Origin of the sequence: Brevundimonas pishanensis, assembly GCF_022750635.1 — a bacterium.
In the GTDB taxonomy this organism is placed as follows: Bacteria; Pseudomonadota; Alphaproteobacteria; order Caulobacterales; family Caulobacteraceae; genus Brevundimonas; species Brevundimonas pishanensis.
On the sequence record NZ_JAJKBG010000006.1, the window covers coordinates 117,380 to 137,191 of the forward strand.

At 62.3% G+C, this 19,812-nt stretch carries 20 protein-coding genes; 12 read left to right on the forward strand and 8 right to left on the reverse strand.

Annotation, left to right across the window (positions count from 1 at the left end):
• Positions 1-47 precede the first annotated feature (47 nt).
• The 4 genes from LOX95_RS12385 to LOX95_RS12400 form a co-directional block, all read right to left on the reverse strand.
• On the reverse strand, positions 48-1,718 hold the full coding sequence (locus LOX95_RS12385; protein WP_242915060.1) for an MFS transporter: 1,671 nt from the start codon (positions 1,716-1,718) through the stop codon (positions 48-50).
• 149 nt (positions 1,719-1,867) lie between these two features.
• Entirely contained in the window at positions 1,868-3,310 is a 1,443-nt protein-coding gene (locus LOX95_RS12390; RefSeq protein WP_242915062.1) for an NAD-dependent succinate-semialdehyde dehydrogenase, read from the reverse strand.
• Positions 3,311-3,370: 60 nt separating this feature from the next.
• Positions 3,371-3,985 (reverse strand): response regulator transcription factor, encoded by a 615-nt coding sequence (locus LOX95_RS12395; protein WP_242915064.1) that lies wholly within the window; start codon positions 3,983-3,985, stop codon positions 3,371-3,373.
• Positions 3,982-5,358 carry a two-component system sensor histidine kinase NtrB gene (locus LOX95_RS12400; protein WP_242915066.1) on the reverse strand — a complete coding sequence of 459 codons (1,377 nt, stop codon included), beginning with the start codon at positions 5,356-5,358 and terminating at the stop codon, positions 3,982-3,984. The genes LOX95_RS12395 and LOX95_RS12400 overlap by 4 nt, the downstream gene beginning before the upstream one ends.
• Positions 5,359-5,892: 534 nt before the next feature.
• On the opposite strand from LOX95_RS12400, the gene LOX95_RS12405 reads away from it, so the two are divergent.
• Genes LOX95_RS12405 through LOX95_RS12460 form a run of 12 tightly spaced genes read left to right on the forward strand, consistent with a single transcriptional unit; the run spans position 5,893 to position 15,806 of the window.
• A complete protein-coding gene (locus LOX95_RS12405) occupies positions 5,893-8,028 on the forward strand; it encodes a methyl-accepting chemotaxis protein (protein ID WP_242915067.1) in 2,136 nt (711 codons plus the stop codon).
• Complete coding sequence (locus LOX95_RS12410) at positions 8,028-8,321, forward strand: STAS domain-containing protein (protein ID WP_242915069.1); 294 nt, start codon at positions 8,028-8,030, stop codon at positions 8,319-8,321. Before LOX95_RS12405 ends, LOX95_RS12410 begins: the two co-directional genes overlap by 1 nt.
• Positions 8,321-8,686, forward strand: a complete 366-nt coding sequence (locus LOX95_RS12415) for a response regulator (protein ID WP_242915071.1) — start codon at positions 8,321-8,323, stop codon at positions 8,684-8,686. The genes LOX95_RS12410 and LOX95_RS12415 overlap by 1 nt, the downstream gene beginning before the upstream one ends.
• Positions 8,687-8,715: 29 nt before the next feature.
• On the forward strand, positions 8,716-11,040 hold the full coding sequence (locus LOX95_RS12420) for a chemotaxis protein CheA (RefSeq protein ID WP_242915073.1): 2,325 nt from the start codon (positions 8,716-8,718) through the stop codon (positions 11,038-11,040).
• A 3-nt stretch (positions 11,041-11,043) separates the two neighbouring features.
• Positions 11,044-11,517, forward strand: coding sequence for a chemotaxis protein CheW (locus LOX95_RS12425; RefSeq protein ID WP_242915075.1), 474 nt, complete (start codon positions 11,044-11,046; stop codon positions 11,515-11,517).
• Complete coding sequence (locus LOX95_RS12430; protein ID WP_242915077.1) at positions 11,514-12,377, forward strand: CheR family methyltransferase; 864 nt, start codon at positions 11,514-11,516, stop codon at positions 12,375-12,377. The genes LOX95_RS12425 and LOX95_RS12430 overlap by 4 nt, the downstream gene beginning before the upstream one ends.
• A complete protein-coding gene (locus LOX95_RS12435; RefSeq protein WP_242915078.1) occupies positions 12,374-13,408 on the forward strand; it encodes a protein-glutamate methylesterase/protein-glutamine glutaminase in 1,035 nt (344 codons plus the stop codon). The genes LOX95_RS12430 and LOX95_RS12435 overlap by 4 nt, the downstream gene beginning before the upstream one ends.
• 15 nt (positions 13,409-13,423) lie before the next feature.
• Positions 13,424-13,813, forward strand: a complete 390-nt coding sequence (locus tag LOX95_RS12440) for a response regulator (RefSeq protein ID WP_242915080.1) — start codon at positions 13,424-13,426, stop codon at positions 13,811-13,813.
• The gene (locus LOX95_RS12445; RefSeq protein WP_242915082.1) at positions 13,810-14,355 is read left to right on the forward strand and encodes a chemotaxis protein CheD; all 546 of its coding nucleotides are present in this window, start codon (positions 13,810-13,812) and stop codon (positions 14,353-14,355) included. Before LOX95_RS12440 ends, LOX95_RS12445 begins: the two co-directional genes overlap by 4 nt.
• 1 nt (position 14,356) lies before the next feature.
• Positions 14,357-14,716, forward strand: coding sequence for a hypothetical protein (locus LOX95_RS12450; RefSeq protein ID WP_242915083.1), 360 nt, complete (start codon positions 14,357-14,359; stop codon positions 14,714-14,716).
• Positions 14,716-15,306, forward strand: coding sequence for a response regulator (locus LOX95_RS12455; RefSeq protein WP_242915084.1), 591 nt, complete (start codon positions 14,716-14,718; stop codon positions 15,304-15,306). The genes LOX95_RS12450 and LOX95_RS12455 overlap by 1 nt, the downstream gene beginning before the upstream one ends.
• Positions 15,303-15,806, forward strand: a complete 504-nt coding sequence (locus tag LOX95_RS12460; RefSeq protein WP_242915085.1) for a chemotaxis protein CheE — start codon at positions 15,303-15,305, stop codon at positions 15,804-15,806. Before LOX95_RS12455 ends, LOX95_RS12460 begins: the two co-directional genes overlap by 4 nt.
• Here LOX95_RS12460 and LOX95_RS12465 read toward each other — a convergent pair.
• From LOX95_RS12465 to LOX95_RS12480, 4 genes are all read right to left on the reverse strand, one after another.
• A complete protein-coding gene (locus tag LOX95_RS12465; RefSeq protein WP_242915087.1) occupies positions 15,803-17,254 on the reverse strand; it encodes a tetratricopeptide repeat protein in 1,452 nt (483 codons plus the stop codon). The two genes, LOX95_RS12460 and LOX95_RS12465, sit on opposite strands and share 4 nt — an antisense overlap.
• Entirely contained in the window at positions 17,251-18,840 is a 1,590-nt protein-coding gene (locus LOX95_RS12470; RefSeq protein WP_242915089.1) for a hypothetical protein, read from the reverse strand. Before LOX95_RS12470 ends, LOX95_RS12465 begins: the two co-directional genes overlap by 4 nt.
• A 79-nt stretch (positions 18,841-18,919) precedes the next feature.
• A complete protein-coding gene (locus LOX95_RS12475; protein ID WP_242915091.1) occupies positions 18,920-19,300 on the reverse strand; it encodes a hypothetical protein in 381 nt (126 codons plus the stop codon).
• Between the two features lie 122 nt (positions 19,301-19,422).
• The gene (locus LOX95_RS12480; RefSeq protein WP_242915093.1) at positions 19,423-19,767 is read right to left on the reverse strand and encodes a DUF1491 family protein; all 345 of its coding nucleotides are present in this window, start codon (positions 19,765-19,767) and stop codon (positions 19,423-19,425) included.
• Between the last annotated feature and the right edge of the window lie 45 nt (positions 19,768-19,812).

Consider the following 19,812-nt stretch of genomic DNA (forward strand, 5'->3'; position numbering starts at 1 on the left):
CGACAATGCGATCCGCCCCTTCAGTACTGGTAAGGTTGTCGACTTGGTCAATTGTGGATGTCGACGTCCTTGCCTTCTTTCACGAAGATCACGCCGATGATGACGGTCAGGACCGCAATCACGATCGGGTACCACAGGCCGTAGTAGATATTGCCGGTGGCAGCGACCATGGCGAAGGCGGTCGTCGGCAGGAAGCCTCCGAACCAGCCATTACCGATGTGATAGGGCAGGGACATGGAGGTGTAGCGGATGTTGGTCGGGAACATTTCGACCAGAGCCGCTGCAATCGGGCCGTAGACCATGGTCACGTACAGAACCAACAGGAACAGTATGCCGATAACCATTGGCTTGTTCACAAGTGCGCTGTCGGCCTTGTCCGGATAGCCCGCAGCCGTGAGGGCGGCGACCAGTTTGGTGTCGAACTCTTTCTTGGCGGCGTCGAACTCGGGCTTGGCCAGACCTTCGCCGTGGAAGCTTTCGATCACCGTCTCGCCGATCTTGATCGAGGCGACAGTTCCGGCAGGCGCGGCGACGTTGTCATAGTTGATGCCTGCCTTGGCCAGATAGGATTTGGCCACGTCGCAGGACGAGTTGAACACGGTCTTGCCGATGGGATCGAACTGCAGGTGACAGTCCGCCGGATCAGCGACAATGGTCAGCGGCGAGGATGCGACGGCGGCTGCTAGGCGCGGGTTGGCGGCCTTGGTCAGCCCCTGGAACAGCGGGAAATAAGTCAGTGCTGCAATCAGGCAACCGGCCAGAATGATCGGCTTGCGTCCTATCTTGTCCGACAGCCAGCCGAAGAAGACGAAGAACGGCGTGGCCAAAGCCAAGGCCGAGGCGATCAGGATGTTGGACAGAGCCGGATCAACCCGCAGCGTCTTCTCAAGGAAGAACAGGGCGTAGAACTGACCCGTGTACCAGACCACAGCCTGACCTGCGGCCAGACCGAACAGGGCGATCAGCACCAGTTTCAGGTTGGGCCACTTCAGGAAGCTGTCTTTCAGCGGGGTCTTGGAGCCCTTGCCCTCGGCCTTCATGCGCTTGAACGCAGGGCTTTCGGCCAGCTTCAGACGGATCCACAGCGACACGCCCAGCAGCAGGATCGAAACGAGGAACGGAATACGCCAGCCCCAGCTGAGGAAAGCTTCCTCGCCGATGGCCATTCGGGTGCCGAGGATAACCATCAGGCTCAGCAGCAGGCCGACCGTCGCGGTGATCTGGATGAAGGAGGTGTAGAAGCCGCGCTTACCGTGCGGCGCATGCTCGGCCACATAGGTTGCGGCCCCGCCGTACTCACCGCCCAGCGCCAGCCCCTGGATCAGGCGCATCAGCACGAGGATGATCGGAGCCGCGACGCCCAGCACTGCATAGGGCGGCAACAGGCCGACCACAAAGGTCGACAGGCCCATCAGCAGCATGGTGACGAGGAAGGTATTCTTGCGGCCCCACAGGTCGCCAAGGCGTCCGAAGACGATGGCCCCGAAGGGACGCACGGCGAAACCGGCGGCAAAGGCCATAAGGGCGAAGATAAAGCCGGTGGTCTCGTTCACGCCCGAGAAGAATTGGGCCGAAATAATCGCGGCGAGAGAGCCGTAGAGGTAGAAGTCATACCATTCGATGACGGTGCCGACAGACGAGGCAGCAATCACCAGCCGGTCGTTTTTCGCGACCGAGTGATCCCCGCCGTCCGCCCCGTGAAGGGTGCGGTCGGTCATGGGTGTTTATCCCTTCCTGTAAGGCCACCCCCTCAGGCGGCCATGTTTCCCTTGCGCGCGCCGTCTATTCGCGGAGCGTCACAAGGGAGACTGACAGGAAGAACGACGATTTGCAGAGATCGACGTTGGTCTAAACTGCTACGCCGGGCTTACACGCCCATGCATAGGTATTTGATTTCCAGATAGTCTTCGAGACCGTGGCTGCTGCCTTCACGCCCCAGACCCGACTGTTTGATACCGCCGAAGGGGGCGATTTCGGTCGACAGGATCCCGGTGTTGATACCGACCATACCGGTCTCCAGCGCCTCGGCCACACGCCAGACGCGGCTGATATCACGGCTGTAGAAATAGCCCGCCAGACCGAAGATGGTGTCGTTGGCGAGGGCCACGCCTTCCTCCTCGGTTTCAAAGCGCACCACGCCCGCCAGAGGACCAAAGGTCTCCTCGCGGCAAATCAGCATGTCCTGCGTTACCTCAGAGACGACTGTGGGCTGGAAGAAGGTGCCGCCCAGTTCATGCGGCTTTCCGCCCGTCAGCAGCTTGGCTCCCTTGGACATGGCATCGTCGAGGTGTTGCTGAACCTTCTGGATGGCCTTGTCGTCGATCAGCGGGCCGACCTGAACGCCGTCTTCCATGCCGTTACCGACCTTCAGTTTTTCAACCTCGGCGGTCAGCTTGGCGACGAACTCGGCATAGACGCCCGCCTGCACATAGAAGCGGTTGGTGCAGACGCAGGTTTGGCCCGCGTTGCGGTATTTGGAGATGACCGCACCTTGTACGGCGGCATCGATGTCGGCGTCGTCGAAGACGAGGAAAGGCGCGTTACCGCCCAGTTCCAGCGACATCTTCTTGATGGACTGGGCCGACTGTTCCATCAGCTTGCGGCCGACCTCGGTCGAGCCGGTGAAGCTGATCTTGCGTACGGTCTCGTTTCTGGTCAGCTCGCCGCCGATGGCGCTGGCCGAGCCGGTCAGAACGTTGAACAGGCCAGCCGGAAGGCCGGCTTCTTCGGCCAGTACCGCAAGCGCAAAGGCGCTGTAAGGCGTCTGGGCGGCGGGCTTGAGAACGACAGCACAACCGGCAGCCAGCGCAGGGCCGACCTTGCGGGTGATCATGGCCGACGGGAAGTTCCAAGGCGTGATCGCGCCCACCACGCCGACCGGTTGGCGCAGGGTGACGATGCGCTTGCCATTGTCATGGGTGGGGATCACCTCGCCATAGGCGCGCTTACCCTCTTCGGCGAACCATTCGATGAAGGAGGCGGCATAGGCGATTTCACCGCGCGCTTCGGTGATGCTCTTGCCCTGTTCGGCGGTCAGCAGGCGGGCCAGCTCTTCCTGATTTTCGAGCATCAGGTTAAACCATTTGCGCAGGACCTTGGCGCGGTCCGCAGCGGTGCGCTTGGCCCAGTCCTTCATTGCCTTGTCGGCGGCTTCGATGGCGCGGCGCGTCTCGGCAGCACCCATGTTGGGAACAGTACCCAACACATCTCCGGTCGCAGGGTTGGTGACGGTGATCGTCTCGCCCCCGTCGGCGTCGACCCACTGGCCGTCAATGAAGGCCTGTTGTCGTAAAAGGCGATTCGCACTCATGACTCACTCCCTATCGTTGTGGAGTGAATTAGGGATATCGCCACTCTCTGTTCAAGAGGCTTAGGCGTCTTCGGTGCGTAAGAGCAGTCCGGTCTTGATCAGGTCCGACAGGCTGTCGGCCTGCATCTTCTGCATCACCTTGGCGCGGAAGACCTCGACGGTACGCGGACTGATATCCAGCGTCATGGCGATAGCCTTGTTCGACAGCCCTTCGATCAGCGCATCGAACACCTGCATTTCACGCGGGGTCAGACGCTCGAACTTTTCGCGCGCGGCGGCCGAAATGCGCTGTTGCTCGCCGACCTGCGTCAATCGCGACAGGCAGCCGCGCACGCTCTCGATAAGGCGGGCGGGATCGAACGGCTTCTCGATAAAGTCCACAACGCCCTGTTTCATCAGGCTAACGGCCAAGGGCACATCGGCGTGGGCGGTGATGACAAGGATCGGCCATGCCGCGCCATGTTCTTCACTCACACGGCGGACCACTTCGGAGCCGTCCACCTCGGGCATGCGCAGATCGGTTACGACGCAGGCTGTCTCGTCTTGCGGCATGGCGCGCAGAAAGTCAGCGCCACCGGCGAAGGCGCGGCATCGGATGCCCTGGCTTCGCAACAGGGTGACTAGGGAGTCGCGCATCCCTGCATCATCATCAATGATGAAGACTGATGGCGTCATTCTTCGGCTTCCTGTTTTGCAGTTGTGAGGTTGAACGAAAAACGTGCACCGCCCCAACGCGACACGCCGACGCGGAGGGTACCACCATGACTTTCAACAATGGTTCGGGTCACCGACAGCCCCAAGCCCATGCCGCCCGATTTTGTCGAGGTCATGGGCTGGAATACGCTGTCTACCTGATCGGGGGCAATACCGGGACCGCTGTCTTCGACGCCAATCTCGTAGGATCGGTCGGAAATAACCTTACCGGTGATCACGACGCTGGAGTTGTTCGGGCTGGCTTCGACGGCGTTGCGCACCAGATTGACGAGCGCCTGCTGGACCTGAATCCGGTCCATGCGGACGACATCGGGCATCTCGATCTCGGTGGAAATTACGATGTTCCGGTCTTGCCCAGTCAGGGTCAGGATCGGCAATACGTCATCGACGATCCGGCTGACGCGTTCTTTCTCCAACGCCCGCATCTCCATCGTCAGAAGCTCGCGCATGCGGCGGATGATCTGGCCGCCGCGCAGCATCTGCGCCTTGGCCAGATCGGTGGTGCGAAGAGCGCTTTCGCCCAGAGGGCCCGCCGCCTTCATATCTTCCTGCGCGGCGTGCAGATAGGCGGCGGCGGCTCCCAGCGGTTGGTTCAGTTCATGCGCCAGAGTGGCCGCCATCTCGCCCAGCGAGTTCAGACGCCACACCTTGTTAAGCTGTGAGTGAAGCTCGCGCGCCTGGGCATCGGCGGCATGGCGCGGCGTCAGGTCGACAAGACGGATCAGCGGCCCTTGCGGCGTGTGGTCCAGCCAGAGATCCACGGGGATGGGCGAGGATTGATCGGGGCGCATGGCGTGCCAGTTGGCGCGTCCGGATTCGACCTGCCCCGACGGGACCGAGGGCGCGGCCTGCTTCGAATAGTCAAACCCCGGAACCAGATCGCCAAAGCTTTGACCCACAGTAGCCGATTGGGGGATGCCGAAGATGTCGGCGCAGGCCTTGCTGGCGCGGGAGATCCGGCCTTGCTTGTCCAGAAGGACAACCGGTACCGCTGACAAGAGCGAGCGGAGGACTTCGTTCTCGGTCGTCTGGTGCAGGCCGAAGGCACCCAGAAGCGGGTTATTGTCGCGCTGGACCGCGAAGGCGACCACTGCCGTCACGATCGCTACCACGATCATCTCGGCCAGCGGAATATGGTGGGTCGCACAGAGCAGGATCAATCCAAGCCACAGCAATACCTGCGCGGCCAAGGTACAGCGCCATCCCGTCAACATGGACGACAGGGTCATGGCCAGAATCGGAAGCAGCAGATGCAGGCCATACGGCGGGTTGTTGTAGATCGCCAACAGCGAGGCGACCACACCGGCTAGCGCCAATACGACCTTGCCAATCACGACCGGTGAGACGGCCCCTGTGCTGGGGCGGGCGGGGTGTCGCGAGGGGGGCGCGTCGGGCGCGGGGGTTTGGGGGGAATCTGGCGCTGGCGACGGAATGGTCTCACACCCTGTAGGACGGCAGGAAATATCTTTGTTCCCTTGTGATGGGAATAAAGCGCGTCAACAACCCCTGCAAAGCGGCCAATTAACGCATTCTCGGATATCGTGGTTATCACAAAAATCACCAAACGTGGCAATAAAATCCCGCGCAACTACAGTTCGGTAAGACATCTACCTTAGCCATATAGGGGATTGCCCGTACTCGGCGGTTTACCGAAACCTACGTTTGTACAGGCACATGGTCAAAAATCATTGCCGAGGATGTGAATGGCCCCCCCGATGCCCTGTGCGCTTCAGAACGAACCGCAGATTGCATTTTACCGCGCAGATGCAGTTCGCATCGCGCAAGGGGCTGCGCGTCTTCTGGCAAGCCGTGATGAAAACGGGTCGTTAACCCACGGCATCGCGGCAGATATCGGGGGAAGAGACTGAATGTTGGGCGCGCTCAATAATCTGAAGATTCAGCAGAAGCTGACCTTCGCGTTCGGTGGCATCATCGCTGCCATTCTGCTCATGGGTCTTGGCATCTATTTCGGCGTCAGCGGCGTCGAGAAGAACCGCCGCGAGGTCGAGCGTGTTAACGCCGCCGAGCAGGCCGCCGTTCAGGCCCAACTGCATATGTCGCGTCAGGATGCGGCTCTACGGGCCTATGTGATGTCGCGCATTCCCTCGGCGATTGATGCCGTGAGCGACCACCGCTCGCTCTTCAACAGGGCTCTGGACGAGTACAAGACCCTTGATCCGGCCTCGCAGGGTCAGGTCGAACAGGCCCGCGCAGGCGTGGAAACCTGGTTCGAAGCTGTGGCTGTGCGCGGTGTGGGTCTGGAGAACCTTGCCGATTACGACAGCAGCGGACTGCTGGCTCCGGTCGATGCCATTCTCCAGAAGCTGGTCGACGAGCGTCTGGCCGAAGCCAAGGCTCTGGCCGAGCGCCAACAGGCGCTGGCCAATATGATGCGTATCGTCATGGCCATCGGCTCGGTGCTGGCACTGGGCATGGCTGTGGCCTGCGGCGTTTGGCTGACCAACGGTGTGTCCAAGCCCCTGCGCGCGGTCGCTATCGCCACCCGCAAGCTCGTTAACGGCGACACCCAGGTGGATATTCCGGCTCTGGGCCGAACGGATGAAGTGGGCCAGATGGCCTCTGCCGTTGCGCACTTCAAACAGGCTTCGATCGAACAACAAGCGCTCAAAGCCCGCAACGAAGCGATGCAGCGCGAAGCCGAAGAGGCCCGCCTGCGCCGCGAAGCGGAAATGGAACAGAGCCGCAAGAACGACGAGTTGGTCGTTACCGCTCTGGCCGAAGGCCTCGAGGCCATGGCGCGCGGTGATCTGACGTGGCGCATTACGGCGGACTTCCCCCAGTCGGCCGTGACGCTCAAGACCGATTTCAACGCCGCCATCGAAAGTCTGGAACAGGCGGTTTCGCTAGTGAACGCCAACGTCTCGGTCATCCACATGGGTGCCGAGGAAATCAGCGCCGCCTCCAACGACCTGTCGCACCGTACCGAACAACAGGCCGCGACGCTGGAAGAGACCGCCGCCGCTCTGGACCAGATCACGGTCACCGTCAGCCGTACCGCCGACGGTGCCAAGGAAGCTGCCAGTGTGGTGCTGGGTGCCCGCAGCGATGCCGAACACAGCGGCGTGGTCATGAACAATGCCGTTCAGGCCATGACGGCGATCGAGTCTTCGTCCAACCAGATCAGTGCCATCATCGGCGTGATCGATGAAATCGCCTTCCAGACCAACCTTCTGGCGCTGAATGCCGGCGTGGAAGCTGCCCGCGCGGGTGATGCCGGCCGCGGGTTCGCCGTGGTCGCCTCGGAAGTTCGCGCGCTCGCACAACGCTCGGCCGCTGCGGCCAAGGAGATCAAAACCCTGATCTCGGCTTCGGGCCAGCAGGTCAGCAAGGGCGTGGATTTGGTCGGTCAAACCGGCGACGCACTGGGTCGTATCGTCCAGCGCGTGGCCCAGATCGACGCTCTCGTGAACGAAATCGCCGCTTCCGCACAGGAACAATCGACCGGTCTGGCTCAGGTCAACACCGCTGTGAACCAGATGGATCAGGTCACCCAGCAAAACGCAGCCATGGTCGAGGAATCGACTGCCGCCTGCCACGCGCTGGCCACCGAAGCCGAAGAACTGGCCAAGTCGGTTTCGCGCTTCGTCGTGTCCCAGAAACTGGCGACGCGTGCCAAGGCACCGGCTCAAGCCCATGTGGTTCAGCCGGCCGTGCGTCCTGCGGCCCCTGTAGCACCGCGTCCGGCTCCGGCCGCTGCCAAAGCCAACATCGCGCCACTCGCCCCTGCGGCCGGGGTCCGTCCCGCTCCGAAGCCGGCCCCCCAAACGGCCCCGCAACCGGCACCGGTTGCCGCCAAGCCCGCCGCCCCTGCACCGGCACCTGTTGCCAAGCCTGCACGCCCCCTGCGTGCAGCCAACGAGCCAGCCGCAGAGGCAAAGCCTACCCGCACCGTCGCTGAAACCGTTGCTGCCCTGCGCACAACGGGCATCGGTGGTGCCGCCTTGAAATCACAGCCGACCGATGACGGCTGGGAGGAATTCTAATGAGCCCGACCCCCGGCGATAGCGCAATCGTTAGCCTGCCCGCAGTCATAGACCTGCGGACAGTTGAGCAACTGAAGGCCGATCTGATGGCGCAACGGGGCCATCCCGTTGCGCTTGACGCCTCGTCGGTCGAGCGCGTCGGCGGCTTGGGAGTGCAACTGCTGCTGTCGGCCATCAAAACCTGGCAAGCTGACGGCAAGTCTTTGACCTTCATCAATGTTTCCAACGCCATGAACGAGCAATGGCTCAGCTTTGGCTCTTCCCCCCTCGAGCTAGCGCAGGACGCCGCCTAATGACTAAAACCGTTCTGACCGTGGATGACTCGCGCACCATGCGCGACATGCTGCTGTTGGCTTTGCAGGACGCAGGCTATCGCGTGGTTCAAGCCGTGGACGGCGTCCATGGTCTTGAGGTCCTGCATCAGGAACGCCCGGACATCGTCATCACGGACATCAACATGCCCCGTATGGACGGCTTCGGCTTCATCGAAGGCATGCGATCCAACCCCGACTACAGCTGCGTGCCGGTTCTGGTGCTGACCACCGAAAGCGATGCGGCGAAGAAACAGCGCGCGCGCGACGCCGGCGCGACCGGCTGGATCGTCAAGCCCTTCGACCCCGTACGTCTGGTGGACGCCGTCCGCCGCGTTGCCGCTTAACCGAGCAGATCCAAAGGCACCCCCCAGTCATGAGTGACGATCCGTTCGAAGCCATCAAAGTTACCTTCTTCCAGGAATGCGAAGAACTGCTTGGCGACCTTGAAACCAACCTGCTGGCGTTGGAATCGGGTGACACCGACATTGAGACGATCAACGCCTGCTTCCGTGCCGTTCACTCGGTAAAGGGCGGAGCAGGGGCCTTCGGTCTGGAAGACCTCGTGCGTTTCGCGCACGTATTCGAGACCTTGATGGACGAGCTGCGCTCCGGTCGTAAGCCGGTTGACGACATCACCGTGCGCACCTTGCTGCGCGCCTCGGACGTACTGAACGATCACGTCAGCGCCGCGCGCGGTGCAGGACCGGCTGTCGACGCAGAGCGTTCGCAGGCCCTGATCGCCGAACTGGAAACCCTGACCCACGGCGCGCCGGTATCGGCAGCACCGGGCGCAGGTACGGCTTCGGCAGGCGAGGATGACTTCGGCTTTACCCCGCTGACACTGGCTCTGGACGATCTAGGCGGGGGCGAGCTGCCGCCTCTGGATCTGCCGCCGCTGGCTTTCATTGCACCTTATGCGCCGGCCAACCAGGAGCAGACGGGCTGGAAGATCGTATTCCGGCCGCACCCGCGTCTTTACGCCAATGCCAATGAGACCGGTCTGCTGATCCGCGAACTGGGCCGTCTTGGTCCCGTGACGGTCGAGATGGACGACAGCGGCGTGCCTCTACTGGATGCGCTGGAGCCGAACGACTCGCATCTGGTGTGGACCATGACGCTGGATGCCGCCGTGCCCGAGATCGACGTGCGCGACGTCTTCGATTTCGTCGAGACCGATTGCGACCTCAACATCACCCCGATCATGTCGGGCGCGGCAGAAGTCCTTCCGGATCTCGGCCTACCTGATATTGGTCTGCCCGAACTTGGCGTGTCGGACCTTGCTGATCCGCTGGAGCTGCCTGCTGCCGATGCTTCGGCGGGCGAGGTCGACATCGCCGCTCTGGTGGCGCTGGCTCAGGCCGATACGGCTGCCCGCCTGAACGGTGAGGCCCCTCCGCTCGAGGTCGTCAGCCCCGCCCCCCAGCCCCAGGCCGCGCCGGTAGCCGCCCGCACGCCTCCGGCAGCGGCCGCTAGTCAGGGCGCGGCAACGCAGGCTCCTGTGACCATCCGCGTCGATCTGGAGCGTGTTGACCGCCTCATCAATGCTGTCGGCGAACTGGTGATCCAGCAGGCCATGCTGGCGCAGCGCGTCTATGAAAGCGGTTTGGCGCGCTCCTCCGATATCTCGCTTGGCCTCGAAGACCTCGAGCTGCTGACGCGCGAGATTCAGGACAGCGTGATGGCTATCCGTGCCCAGCCGGTGAAGTCGGTGTTCCAGCGCATGCCGCGTCTGGTCCGCGAAGTCGCCGACATGACGGGCAAGCGCGTCAAGCTGATCACCGCCGGTGAGGATACCGAGGTCGACAAGACCGTGGTGGAACGTCTGGCCGAGCCGATCACCCACATGCTGCGCAATGCCATCGACCACGGTCTTGAAACGCCGCAAGAGCGCGAAGCGGCTGGCAAGCCCGCCGAGGGCACGGTCAAACTGGCCGCGCTGCACCGTTCGGGCCGCATCGTCATTGAAATCTCCGACGACGGTAAAGGTATCAACCGCCAGCGCGTCCGCGCCATCGCCGAAGAGCGTGGCCTGATCACGCCGGAACAGGTGCTGACCGACGATGAGGTCGATAACCTGATTTTCCTGCCGGGCTTCTCGACGGCCAAGGAGATCACGGACGTCTCGGGGCGAGGCGTGGGCATGGATGTGGTTCGCCGCTCCATCCAGTCGCTGGGCGGTCGCATCTCGATCTCGTCCAATCCGGGCAAGGGGTCGACCTTCTCCATGTCCTTGCCGCTGACGCTGGCCGTTCTGGACGGCATGGTGGTCGGTGCCGCAGACCAGACGCTGGTCGCGCCGCTGGCGGCCATTGTCGAAAGCCTGACGCCCAAGCCCGAGGATATCCACTTGGTCGGCGGTGTCGATCCGGTGCTGATGTTCCGCGACGAGTTCGTGCCCCTGATCGACGTGGCCCGTTCCATGGGCTTCCGCGATGTGCCGACCGAACTGCGCGGCGGCGTGGTCATGATTGTCGAGACCGAAGCGGGCCAGCGTGCGGGCCTTCTGGTCGATGCCATCCATGGCCAACGTCAGGTCGTTATCAAGTCACTTGAGACCAACTATCGCCACGTCGAAGGCGTGGCGGCTGCAACCATTCTGGGCGACGGCCGCGTAGCCCTGATCCTTGATATCGACGCTCTGGTGACGACCGGCCGTCGACGTAACTCCACCCGATCCGATCTCAAAATGGCGAGCTAACCCATGACCCAAGTCACCCCTAACGTCGCCGGTACCGATCGCGAGCTGATTGCCTTCCGCATCGGCGAGCAAGAGTTTTGCGTCGACATCATGAGCGTCCGCGAAATCCGCGGCTGGACTCCGGCTACGCCGCTGCCACGCTCGCCTGCCTATATGAAGGGCGTCATCAATCTGCGAGGCACCGTGCTCCCAATCATCGATCTCGGTGCCCGCTTTGGCCTGCAAACGGGTGAGCCGACCGAACGTCACGTCATCATGGTGGCCCACGTCGGCTCGCGCCTCGTTGGCCTGCTGGTCGATGCCGTATCGGACATCGTCCAGCTGACCGACGCCTCGATCCAACCCACGCCGGATGTCGCTTCGGAAAGCGTGAAGGCCTTCGTGAAGGGCATCTTCGCCGTCGAAGGTGGCCGTATGATCAGCCTGATCGACCTCGAGCACGTCCTGCCGGCAGAGGCCGAGGCCGAAGCCGCATGACCATGACCGCCGGACGGGAGACGCTGGTTGAGGGGGAGTTCCCCTTCACCCAGAAGGACTTCCGTCACATTGCCAGCGCTCTTCATGCGCACGCCGGTATTGCCCTGCACGAGGGCAAGGCGGCGCTCGTCTATTCGCGTCTGGCCAAGCGTTTGCGTTTGCTGGGTCTGCGCAACTTCGGGGAATATGTGGCTCTGGTTGAGTCCGCCGAAGGGGCCGAGGAACGTCAGGCGATGACGGCGGCGCTCACGACCAACGTCACCCGTTTCTATCGCGAACCGCACCACTTCGATCACCTGCGTGATGTCGTGATGCCGGAACTGGCCGCACGCGCCCGCGCCGGTGGCCGTGTGCGCTTGTGGTCGGCGGCTTGCTCCAACGGTCAGGAGCCCTATTCCATGGCCCTGACGGTGCTGGAAAAGCTGCCGGAAGCGCTGGATCTGGATGTACGTATCCTTGCCACCGACATCGACCCGAACATGGTCGGGGACGGTCGCGCCGGTATCTATTCTGACGAACTCCTGACGCCGGTTCCGGCATCGGGACGCCGCCACTTCCATCCGCTGGCGGACCGCCCCGGCTATTCGCAAGCCGACGATACTCTGCGCCGGTTGGTGGTGTTCAAGGAGCTGAACCTCATCGGCAACTGGCCGATGAAGGGCACCTTCGACGTGATCTTCTGCCGTAATGTGGTGATCTATTTCGACGACGCGACGCAGGAAATGATCTGGAGCCGTTTCGCTCCGATCCTGAAACCAGGCGGCGCGCTCTACATCGGCCACTCCGAACGCGTTTCGGGTCCGGCAGCACCGCTGTTCCAGACCTGTGGCCTGACGACCTATCTTCGGGGGGCAGCATGAGCCGCGTCCGGGTTCTCGTCGTAGACGATAGCGCAACCATGCGCAGCCTGATTTCGGCTGTCCTGCGCCGCGATCCGGAGATCGATGTCGTAGGCACGGCCGAAGACCCGCTGGATGCGCGCAGCAAGATCAAGGAACTGAACCCCGACGTCATTACGCTGGACGTCGAAATGCCCAATATGAACGGGCTGGAGTTCCTCGAGAAAATCATGCGGTTGCGACCGATGCCGGTCGTCATGGTCTCGACCCTGACGCAGGCAGGTACGGATGTGACGCTGGCAGCGCTGGAGATCGGTGCGGTCGATGCTGTGGCCAAGCCCGCCGTCGGCATGCCCGCCAGCGAAGCCTTCGCCGATCTGGCCGATAAGGTGAAGTCGGCGGCGCGTGCCCGCGTTCGCCCGCTGGAGCCGCGCGCTGTCCATGCCCATCAGGGCGGCTATCAGGTCGATCCCAACCATATTCTGGCCATTGGTTCTTCGACCGGTGGGGTCGAGGCGCTCCTGACCATCATCTCGGCCTTCCCCGAGAACTGTCCCGCGACCGTTATCACCCAGCATATGCCCGCCACCTTCACCCGCAGCTTCTCGGCGCGGCTGGACAAGATGTCGGCGGCCAATGTCTCCGAGGCGGTGGATGGTGCCATCCTCAAACCGGGCCACGTCTATGTGGCACCCGGTGGTGCCTATCACCTGACGGTCACCGCCGGACGCTGCCGCCTGATCGAGTCCGATCCGGTAAACGGTCACCGCCCGTCGGTGGATGTACTGTTTGAATCGGTCGCTCGCCTGAGCCGTCCAATGACGGGTGTCATCCTGACCGGAATGGGTCGCGATGGTGCACGCGGGCTACTGTCGATGCGAAACGCCGGCGCGCGCACTTTTGGTCAGGACGAAGCATCTTGCGTCGTCTATGGCATGCCCAAAGCAGCGTTTGATCTGGGTGGAGTCGAGCGCCAGCTACCGCTCAATCGCATGGCCCCCGCTATTCTTGAATCCTGCGCCGCCCACGGCGCTAAAATGACTGTCGCGTAAGGACTATTCCCCCCCATGCCCGCAGCTTCTGCTATCCGCACTCTCATCGTCGACGACCAGCTGACGATGCGCGCCCTGATCCGCACCAGCCTGCAACAAATCGGCGTGCGCGAAATCGAGGAAGCCCCCGATGGCGAGGCCGCTCTGCGCTCGATCATCACCAAACCGGTCCATCTGGTGATCTCGGACTTCAACATGCCCAACCTTGACGGTCTGGGGCTGCTGCGCGGCATCCGCGCCCACCCGCCGATCGCCAAGACCGCTTTCATCATGCTGACGGGCCGTGCCGACCGCGAACTGGTCCAGCGCGCGGTTCAGTACGGCGTGAACAACTATCTGGTTAAACCCTTCACCACCCAACAGCTCAAAGAAAAGCTGGAAGCGGTGTTCGGTCCTCTTCAGTGACAGCAAGCCCTGACAATTCGGCGAATGAAAAGCGCGTTCACGTCGGGCAGGGCGATCACTTTGTGACGTCCGACCCGAACGTTGTGCTGACCACCGTGCTGGGTAGCTGCGTCGCGCTGTGCCTGCACGATCCGGTCGCCGGTGTCGGAGGGATGAACCACTTCCTGCTGCCCGAGGGCAATCAGGACGGCACCGGAGCCAGCCGCCGCTATGGTGCCTATGCGATGGAAGTGCTGATCAACGATGTCCTCAAGGCCGGTGGCCGTCGCGACCGTCTGGAGGCCAAGCTTTTTGGCGGTGGCCGTATGTTCGACAGCCTCAGCGACGTCGGTGCCGCCAATGCGGCCTTTGCCGAGCGCTTTCTGATCGACGAAGGAATTCCGGTTGTCGGCGGCAGTTTGGGTGGTTTTGGTGGCCGCAGGCTGCATTATTGGCCGGTCAGTGGACGCGCGCGCCAGCGGGCGGTGATGGACGTGGCGGCCGTGCCGCCGCCCAAGGTCACCCAGCCGCCGGTCGTCGCAGGCGATTTGGAGTTGTTTTGATATGGCGCACGATACTCGCGGACTTCTTCTGGCTGTCTCGGCAGAGCTCTCGGACATTGCCTCGGGCGTCCAGACCGCAGGCGACCTGATGGGCGAAGTCATGTCCCATCTGCCGCCGCAGCAACGCCTGTCCTATATGGCGCGCGTCCAGGCCTTCGATGTGCTGGTACAGCGTCTTGAGGCACTGTCGGGTCTGTCCTCGGCGCTGGGTCGCGATCAGGAAATGGACACGGCCCTGGCAGCCCTGCCTCTGGCGGAAATGGCCGAACGCCTGCAGGAAGCTGCCCATCGCGGAAAAACACCAACGAGCGCACCGGCTCCGGACACACCGGACGCGGGCGTGCTGCAGCTGTTTGATTGATGAATAAAGACGATCGGGTCAATTTAGAGCACTCGTCGGTCCTGCTGATCGACGACAACCAGCAGGCGCTGGATATGCTCGGCTCGGTGGTTCAGGGCTTTGGCGTACGCGAGCAGATCAAGCTGACGTCGGCGACGGCAGCCGTGAAACTGCTTCGGGAGCGTTCGGTCGATTTGATCATCATCGACTGCGCCGATCCGGAGATGGACTCCTACGCCTTTACGCGCTGGCTGCGTCGCGAGACCCCTGCACCCATGAAATATACGCCGGTGATCATGGTCACCGGTCACGCCTCGCAGTCCAAGGTCCGCGAGGGCCGCGACTGCGGCGTCAGCTTTGTGGTCGTCAAACCCATCACACCCAATGTGCTGTTAAAGCGTGTGGTGTGGCTGGCCATGGACGGCCGCGAGTTTATCGAGTGCCCGACCTATGTCGGACCGGACCGCCGCGTCCGTAACTTCGGCCCGCCCATGGGCGAGAAGGGCCGCCGTGCCGGCGACCTCTCGGCCCACATCGGCATCGCTAAAGAAGCCAACATGGAACAGGCCGACATCGACGCCCTGCTCAAACCGCAGAAGGTCCAGCTATGACCAAGCCCGTAACCACAACCATTTCGGCGGGTTCGGCCGTGGGCGAGGGCGAAGGCGCTACAGCCGTCAAAGTCGTCTCCAGCCTCTCCAAAAAAATGGCAGAGCCGGGCGGTCTGACCGTGGCCGATATCGAGCGCCGCTCCAAGGAACGACTGTTGAGCCATAAGGCCGATGCCATGCGCTCGGTCGAGGCGGCCGTTGCCGAACTGGAACAGCGCGTCGGGGTGGGGGCGGATCATCCCGACGAAGCCTTCTACCTGACGGCCAGCAAGATGCTGGACGTGGCGGGCTTCTTCGATACCGGCCCGCTGTACGATGCGGGCTATAGCCTGTGCGAACTGCTGGACGTGATGCAGACCTCGGGCCAGTGGAACGGCGACTCGGTCCGTGTTCACGTTCGCGCCCTGCGCATGATCCTGAACGCCGGATGCGAGACAACGCCGCAAAGCGCATCGCTGCTTTCGGGCCTGAAAGCCCTATTGGACCACGCCCGCGCCTAATCGGCCGTCCTAGCGGCCCTGATGCGGCGCAGCAGCTCCTCGGCCTGCGCATCGGACCTGTGCGGGTCGTTGATGAGCGGGATCAGATACTGCTCAGCCTCGCTCAGACGATTCAACTTTATCAGCGCCTCAGCGAGATTGATCCCTGTGTAGGGATGCTGGGGCGCAATCTCATAGGCCATTTGCAGCGTCGCTAGATCGTTCTGGTTTGGATAGGACGGCGAGAATCGTCGGTTGCGACCCAGATTGACCAACACGAACGGATTTGCGGGATCGGCGGCATAGGCAGCGGCAAACCGGCGCTGGGCCTTAGCCCGCAGGTCCGCGATGTCTTCGTCAGCCCTCGCTGCATCGGCCCGATGCATGTAGATGCGGCCCAGCCAGATCAAAGCATCGACATTGGCCGGTTCCCGAGCCAGCACGGCTTCGAAATGGCTTTCAGCCTGACCAAAGTTCTCCGCCAGACGAAACTCTGCATAGCCAAGGACAAGCTGGGCAAACGGGTCATTGCCAAATGGCGCGGCAAGATTGCGGATCCGGTTCAGTTTGCGCGCGCGGTCGGCGGACCGGACATTCGTGCGCAGACTAAGGTATTCGACCATCAGTGCGTCAGTACTGGCGGGCAGGCGTTGGGCGGCGTTGAACTCGGGTTCGAGCGTCAGTGTGGCCGTACGGAAGCCGAGGGCGGACTCCGAATAATGGCCCAGAGTGGTGCGCAGCTCGCCGAGGCTGAGGCCCGTCGCCTGTTCCATGGTCTCCACCGAAGGTGTGCCCGCAGCCACCAAAGTCAGATAGGTGTCCAGCTTGGCGCGCCCTTCATTGTCCTTGAGGAACCAGTGCGTCAGCAGCCAGGCCAGCGGGTAATAGGTGCTCGGGACAGTTCCGTTTTCATGAACCGGACGTTCGGTTAGGAGCCGTTCCAGCGGTATCCACCCGCTCCCCAGCCCGTTAGCGGTCCACCACGGGGGCTTGCCGATATTGACCTGGTTGCCGACGAACTCGACGGTCGAGAAATATTGGGCAAATCCTTCGTGGAACCACACGGGAAACGCACCCCGGTGCTCGCTGGCGAGGAAGTGGTGGGCGTATTCGTGTTTGATTACCGACAGTTCGCCGCGGCGCGGGGCGGTGGCGAAGATGTCGTCAGTCGATCGCACATAAAAGCCGCCTACGCGAGCATCCCCGCCATAGACATCCTGCAGGTCTTTGACCGACAGCATATAGATCGGCAGCTTGCGGGCCGCTGTGCCCTCGCTGGGCAGACCGAAGTAGCGACGTAGCACCAGATCGAAGCGTTCGAGTTCGCGAATGGCCGCGCGGGTGTTCCGCTCGCTGTCATCGCCGATCACGACAAAGCGTGATCCTTCGATCCGGTGCCACTCGGCCAGCGCTGGAGTGGCGACGCTCAGCAGAAGGGCCGTGGTGGCGGCAAAGCGCAGACTTCTCAAGTTCCGTCGCCTTCGCCTGAGTTGCCGTCGGTGCCTTCGTCTTCGCCTTCCTCGGCAGCCTTGCGGCGCAGAGCTTCCTCTGCTGCGGCCTCGTCGGCCTCGGTGCGGCCCTGTGCGCGCAACAGCAGTTCTTTGGCCGCAGGGCTCTCGCCGTGGGGATTGTTGACCAGCGGAGAGATGACGTTGATCGCTTCTTCATTGCGCCCGCGCGAGAGCAGGGCTGCGGCATAGTTATAGCGGTTCGATCCCAGTTGAGGTGCCAGTGTGTAGGCAATGTCGAGGATCTGCATGTCGTTGTCCGTCGGGTAGCTGGGCTCGCCCCGACGGTTTTCCGCCATCAAAAGCATGGTGATGTAGTTGGCATCATCCAGTTGGTAGGCCCGACCCAGCAGGGTCTGAGCCTCGCGGCGCAGACGCTGTGACCCGTCGTGGTCGTCTTCCTCCGCGGCCTTGTCGGCCAGATCGAGCTTGGCCCGCGCCAGATATTGCATAGCCTCGACGTGGTTTGCGTCAATGGTCAGCAAATGCTCCAGCAGACTCGCCGCCTTGGCCGGATCGCGGCCGTTGTGCAGTTCGGCGTGGGCGTGGATTAGCAGTGCCAGCGGCTCGTTAGGATAGCGGGCGGCGCGTTGGCGGATGGTGTTCAGGGTCTCGGCGCGCTTTTCTTCGCTGGTGGCGACCTTGAGCTGCTGTCCCAACAGCAGCAGGTCGTCAGCCGCCGGTGGCAGGCCTTGGACGGAAATCTCGATCTCGGGGAACTGGGTGCGAACGCCCATATAGGGGACGCGCCCGTTCATATACCGCCGCAGGGTACGCCGCAGCTCGACGGGGGACAGTCCGGTCGCGCGTTCCATGGCGGTCACCGGATCAGCGCCCGAACCGACGTCGCTCAAATAGGTATGCAACTGGGCCCGACGCGTCTCGTCGCCCATGAACCAGTGGGTCAGGAGCCATGCCAGCGGATAGTAGCTGTCCCTGTTTCGAGCGGTCTGGCGCGGCCGGTTGGCCAGAAGCTCGCTCATGGACATCCAGTTCAGATAGCTGAGCGCCATGGCGCGGTTTGGATTGGGAACACCGACCTGGGTCTCGTTCCGCTTGAACAGGGTGGGCGCGTAGTATTCGGCGAACCCTTCAACGAACCACCCCGGATATGGAAAGGAGAAATCCGACATCATGAAGTGGTGGGCGTATTCGTGCTTCAGGGTGTGGTTGTCGGTGCCGCGCGTTGCTACGGCAAAGATGTCTTCGTCCGTCGGCAGGTAGAAGCCCGCGACGTTTTCATTGCCGTCGGGCATGATCGTCCGCAGGCCCGAGCCGGACACCAGATAGATGGGCAGTTTGCGATAGGGCACGCCATCAATGTCCGAGCCCATGAACATGCGCATGATGCGGTCGAACTTTTCCAGTTCTTCCAGCATTTCGCGGGCTTCGGTATCCCGTCCGGAACTGTAGATGATGAAGCGAGGGCTTTCGTACCGCTTCCAGTCGGCAAGGGCTGGCGATGCCACCGTAGTCATTAGTGCGGCAAGAGCCGCACCCTTGAGCAGTTTGCCAAGCTTAGGCGAAAACGTTTTTTGAACAGCCATGTAGAACGAGCCCTTAAGTCTAAGGAAATCGTTCGCATGTCACTGAAATGTGAGCAAGCGTAGCCTAATCTACGTGTATTCAGGCCGCGACTAATCCCCAGATATCGCGCTCGGTGGTGGCAGCCAGCGCCTCGCCCTGCTGGGCGCGGCGGTGCAACTGCTCCATCGTGGGCAGAGGCAGGATGCAGAAATGCGGCTCTACCAGTTCGGGTGCACAGCCTTGCTCGGGCGCGGTGAACAGGGCGGCGTTCAAACCTTCGGACTTGCGCGACAGCAACCACGCCAGACGACTGGCCCGTTCGGGATGGGTGCGTTGCAGTTCAGGCTGTTCGGCAAAGAGTTCGCACGCCAGTTCCACAATGGAATCGAGGCCCAGCGGCGTGAAGCGTCGCTCGTCCTTCAGCGGAGCGGGCGACGGCGGCTCGAGTTGGAACACAACATCATTAAGCAGGAACAGCATGGCGTTTTGCCTCCGGTCGCCCTTTCAGAGCTTGAGCGTTCTTACCGCTCCCGACTTGCCCGAGGGTTCACGAACGCGGTGAATGCGGCGTTCACCAAATCCGGACCTGTTCGGCGCGATGTTTAGTCCGCGCTGGTTTCGCCCTCGACCTTTTCCTGCAGGAAATGCCGCCCGTGGCGGTCTTCGATTTCAACAACCCATAAGTCGGGGTCATAGCCGCGCCGCCGCTCCAGATAGGCGTCAAGATCGGCTTCGCTCTCGCTGACAACAGGCTGGATCCACAGGGGCTGCCCCTGCATATCGACGGACTGGCTGAACAGGCGGGCGGTGCGGGTGGAGGTGTTATAGGCCTTCACCACCACGTCGCCTGCGCGGGCGTCGCCCTTGCGCACTACGGTGGCGAAGGCTCCTTCCAACTCGGCCCGTCGGATAAGGCCAGAGACCCAGACATCTGTTGAAAGAAGCAATTGCTAACCTTGATTGCAAACCTCCGGTCAAGCCGGATGGGGTAG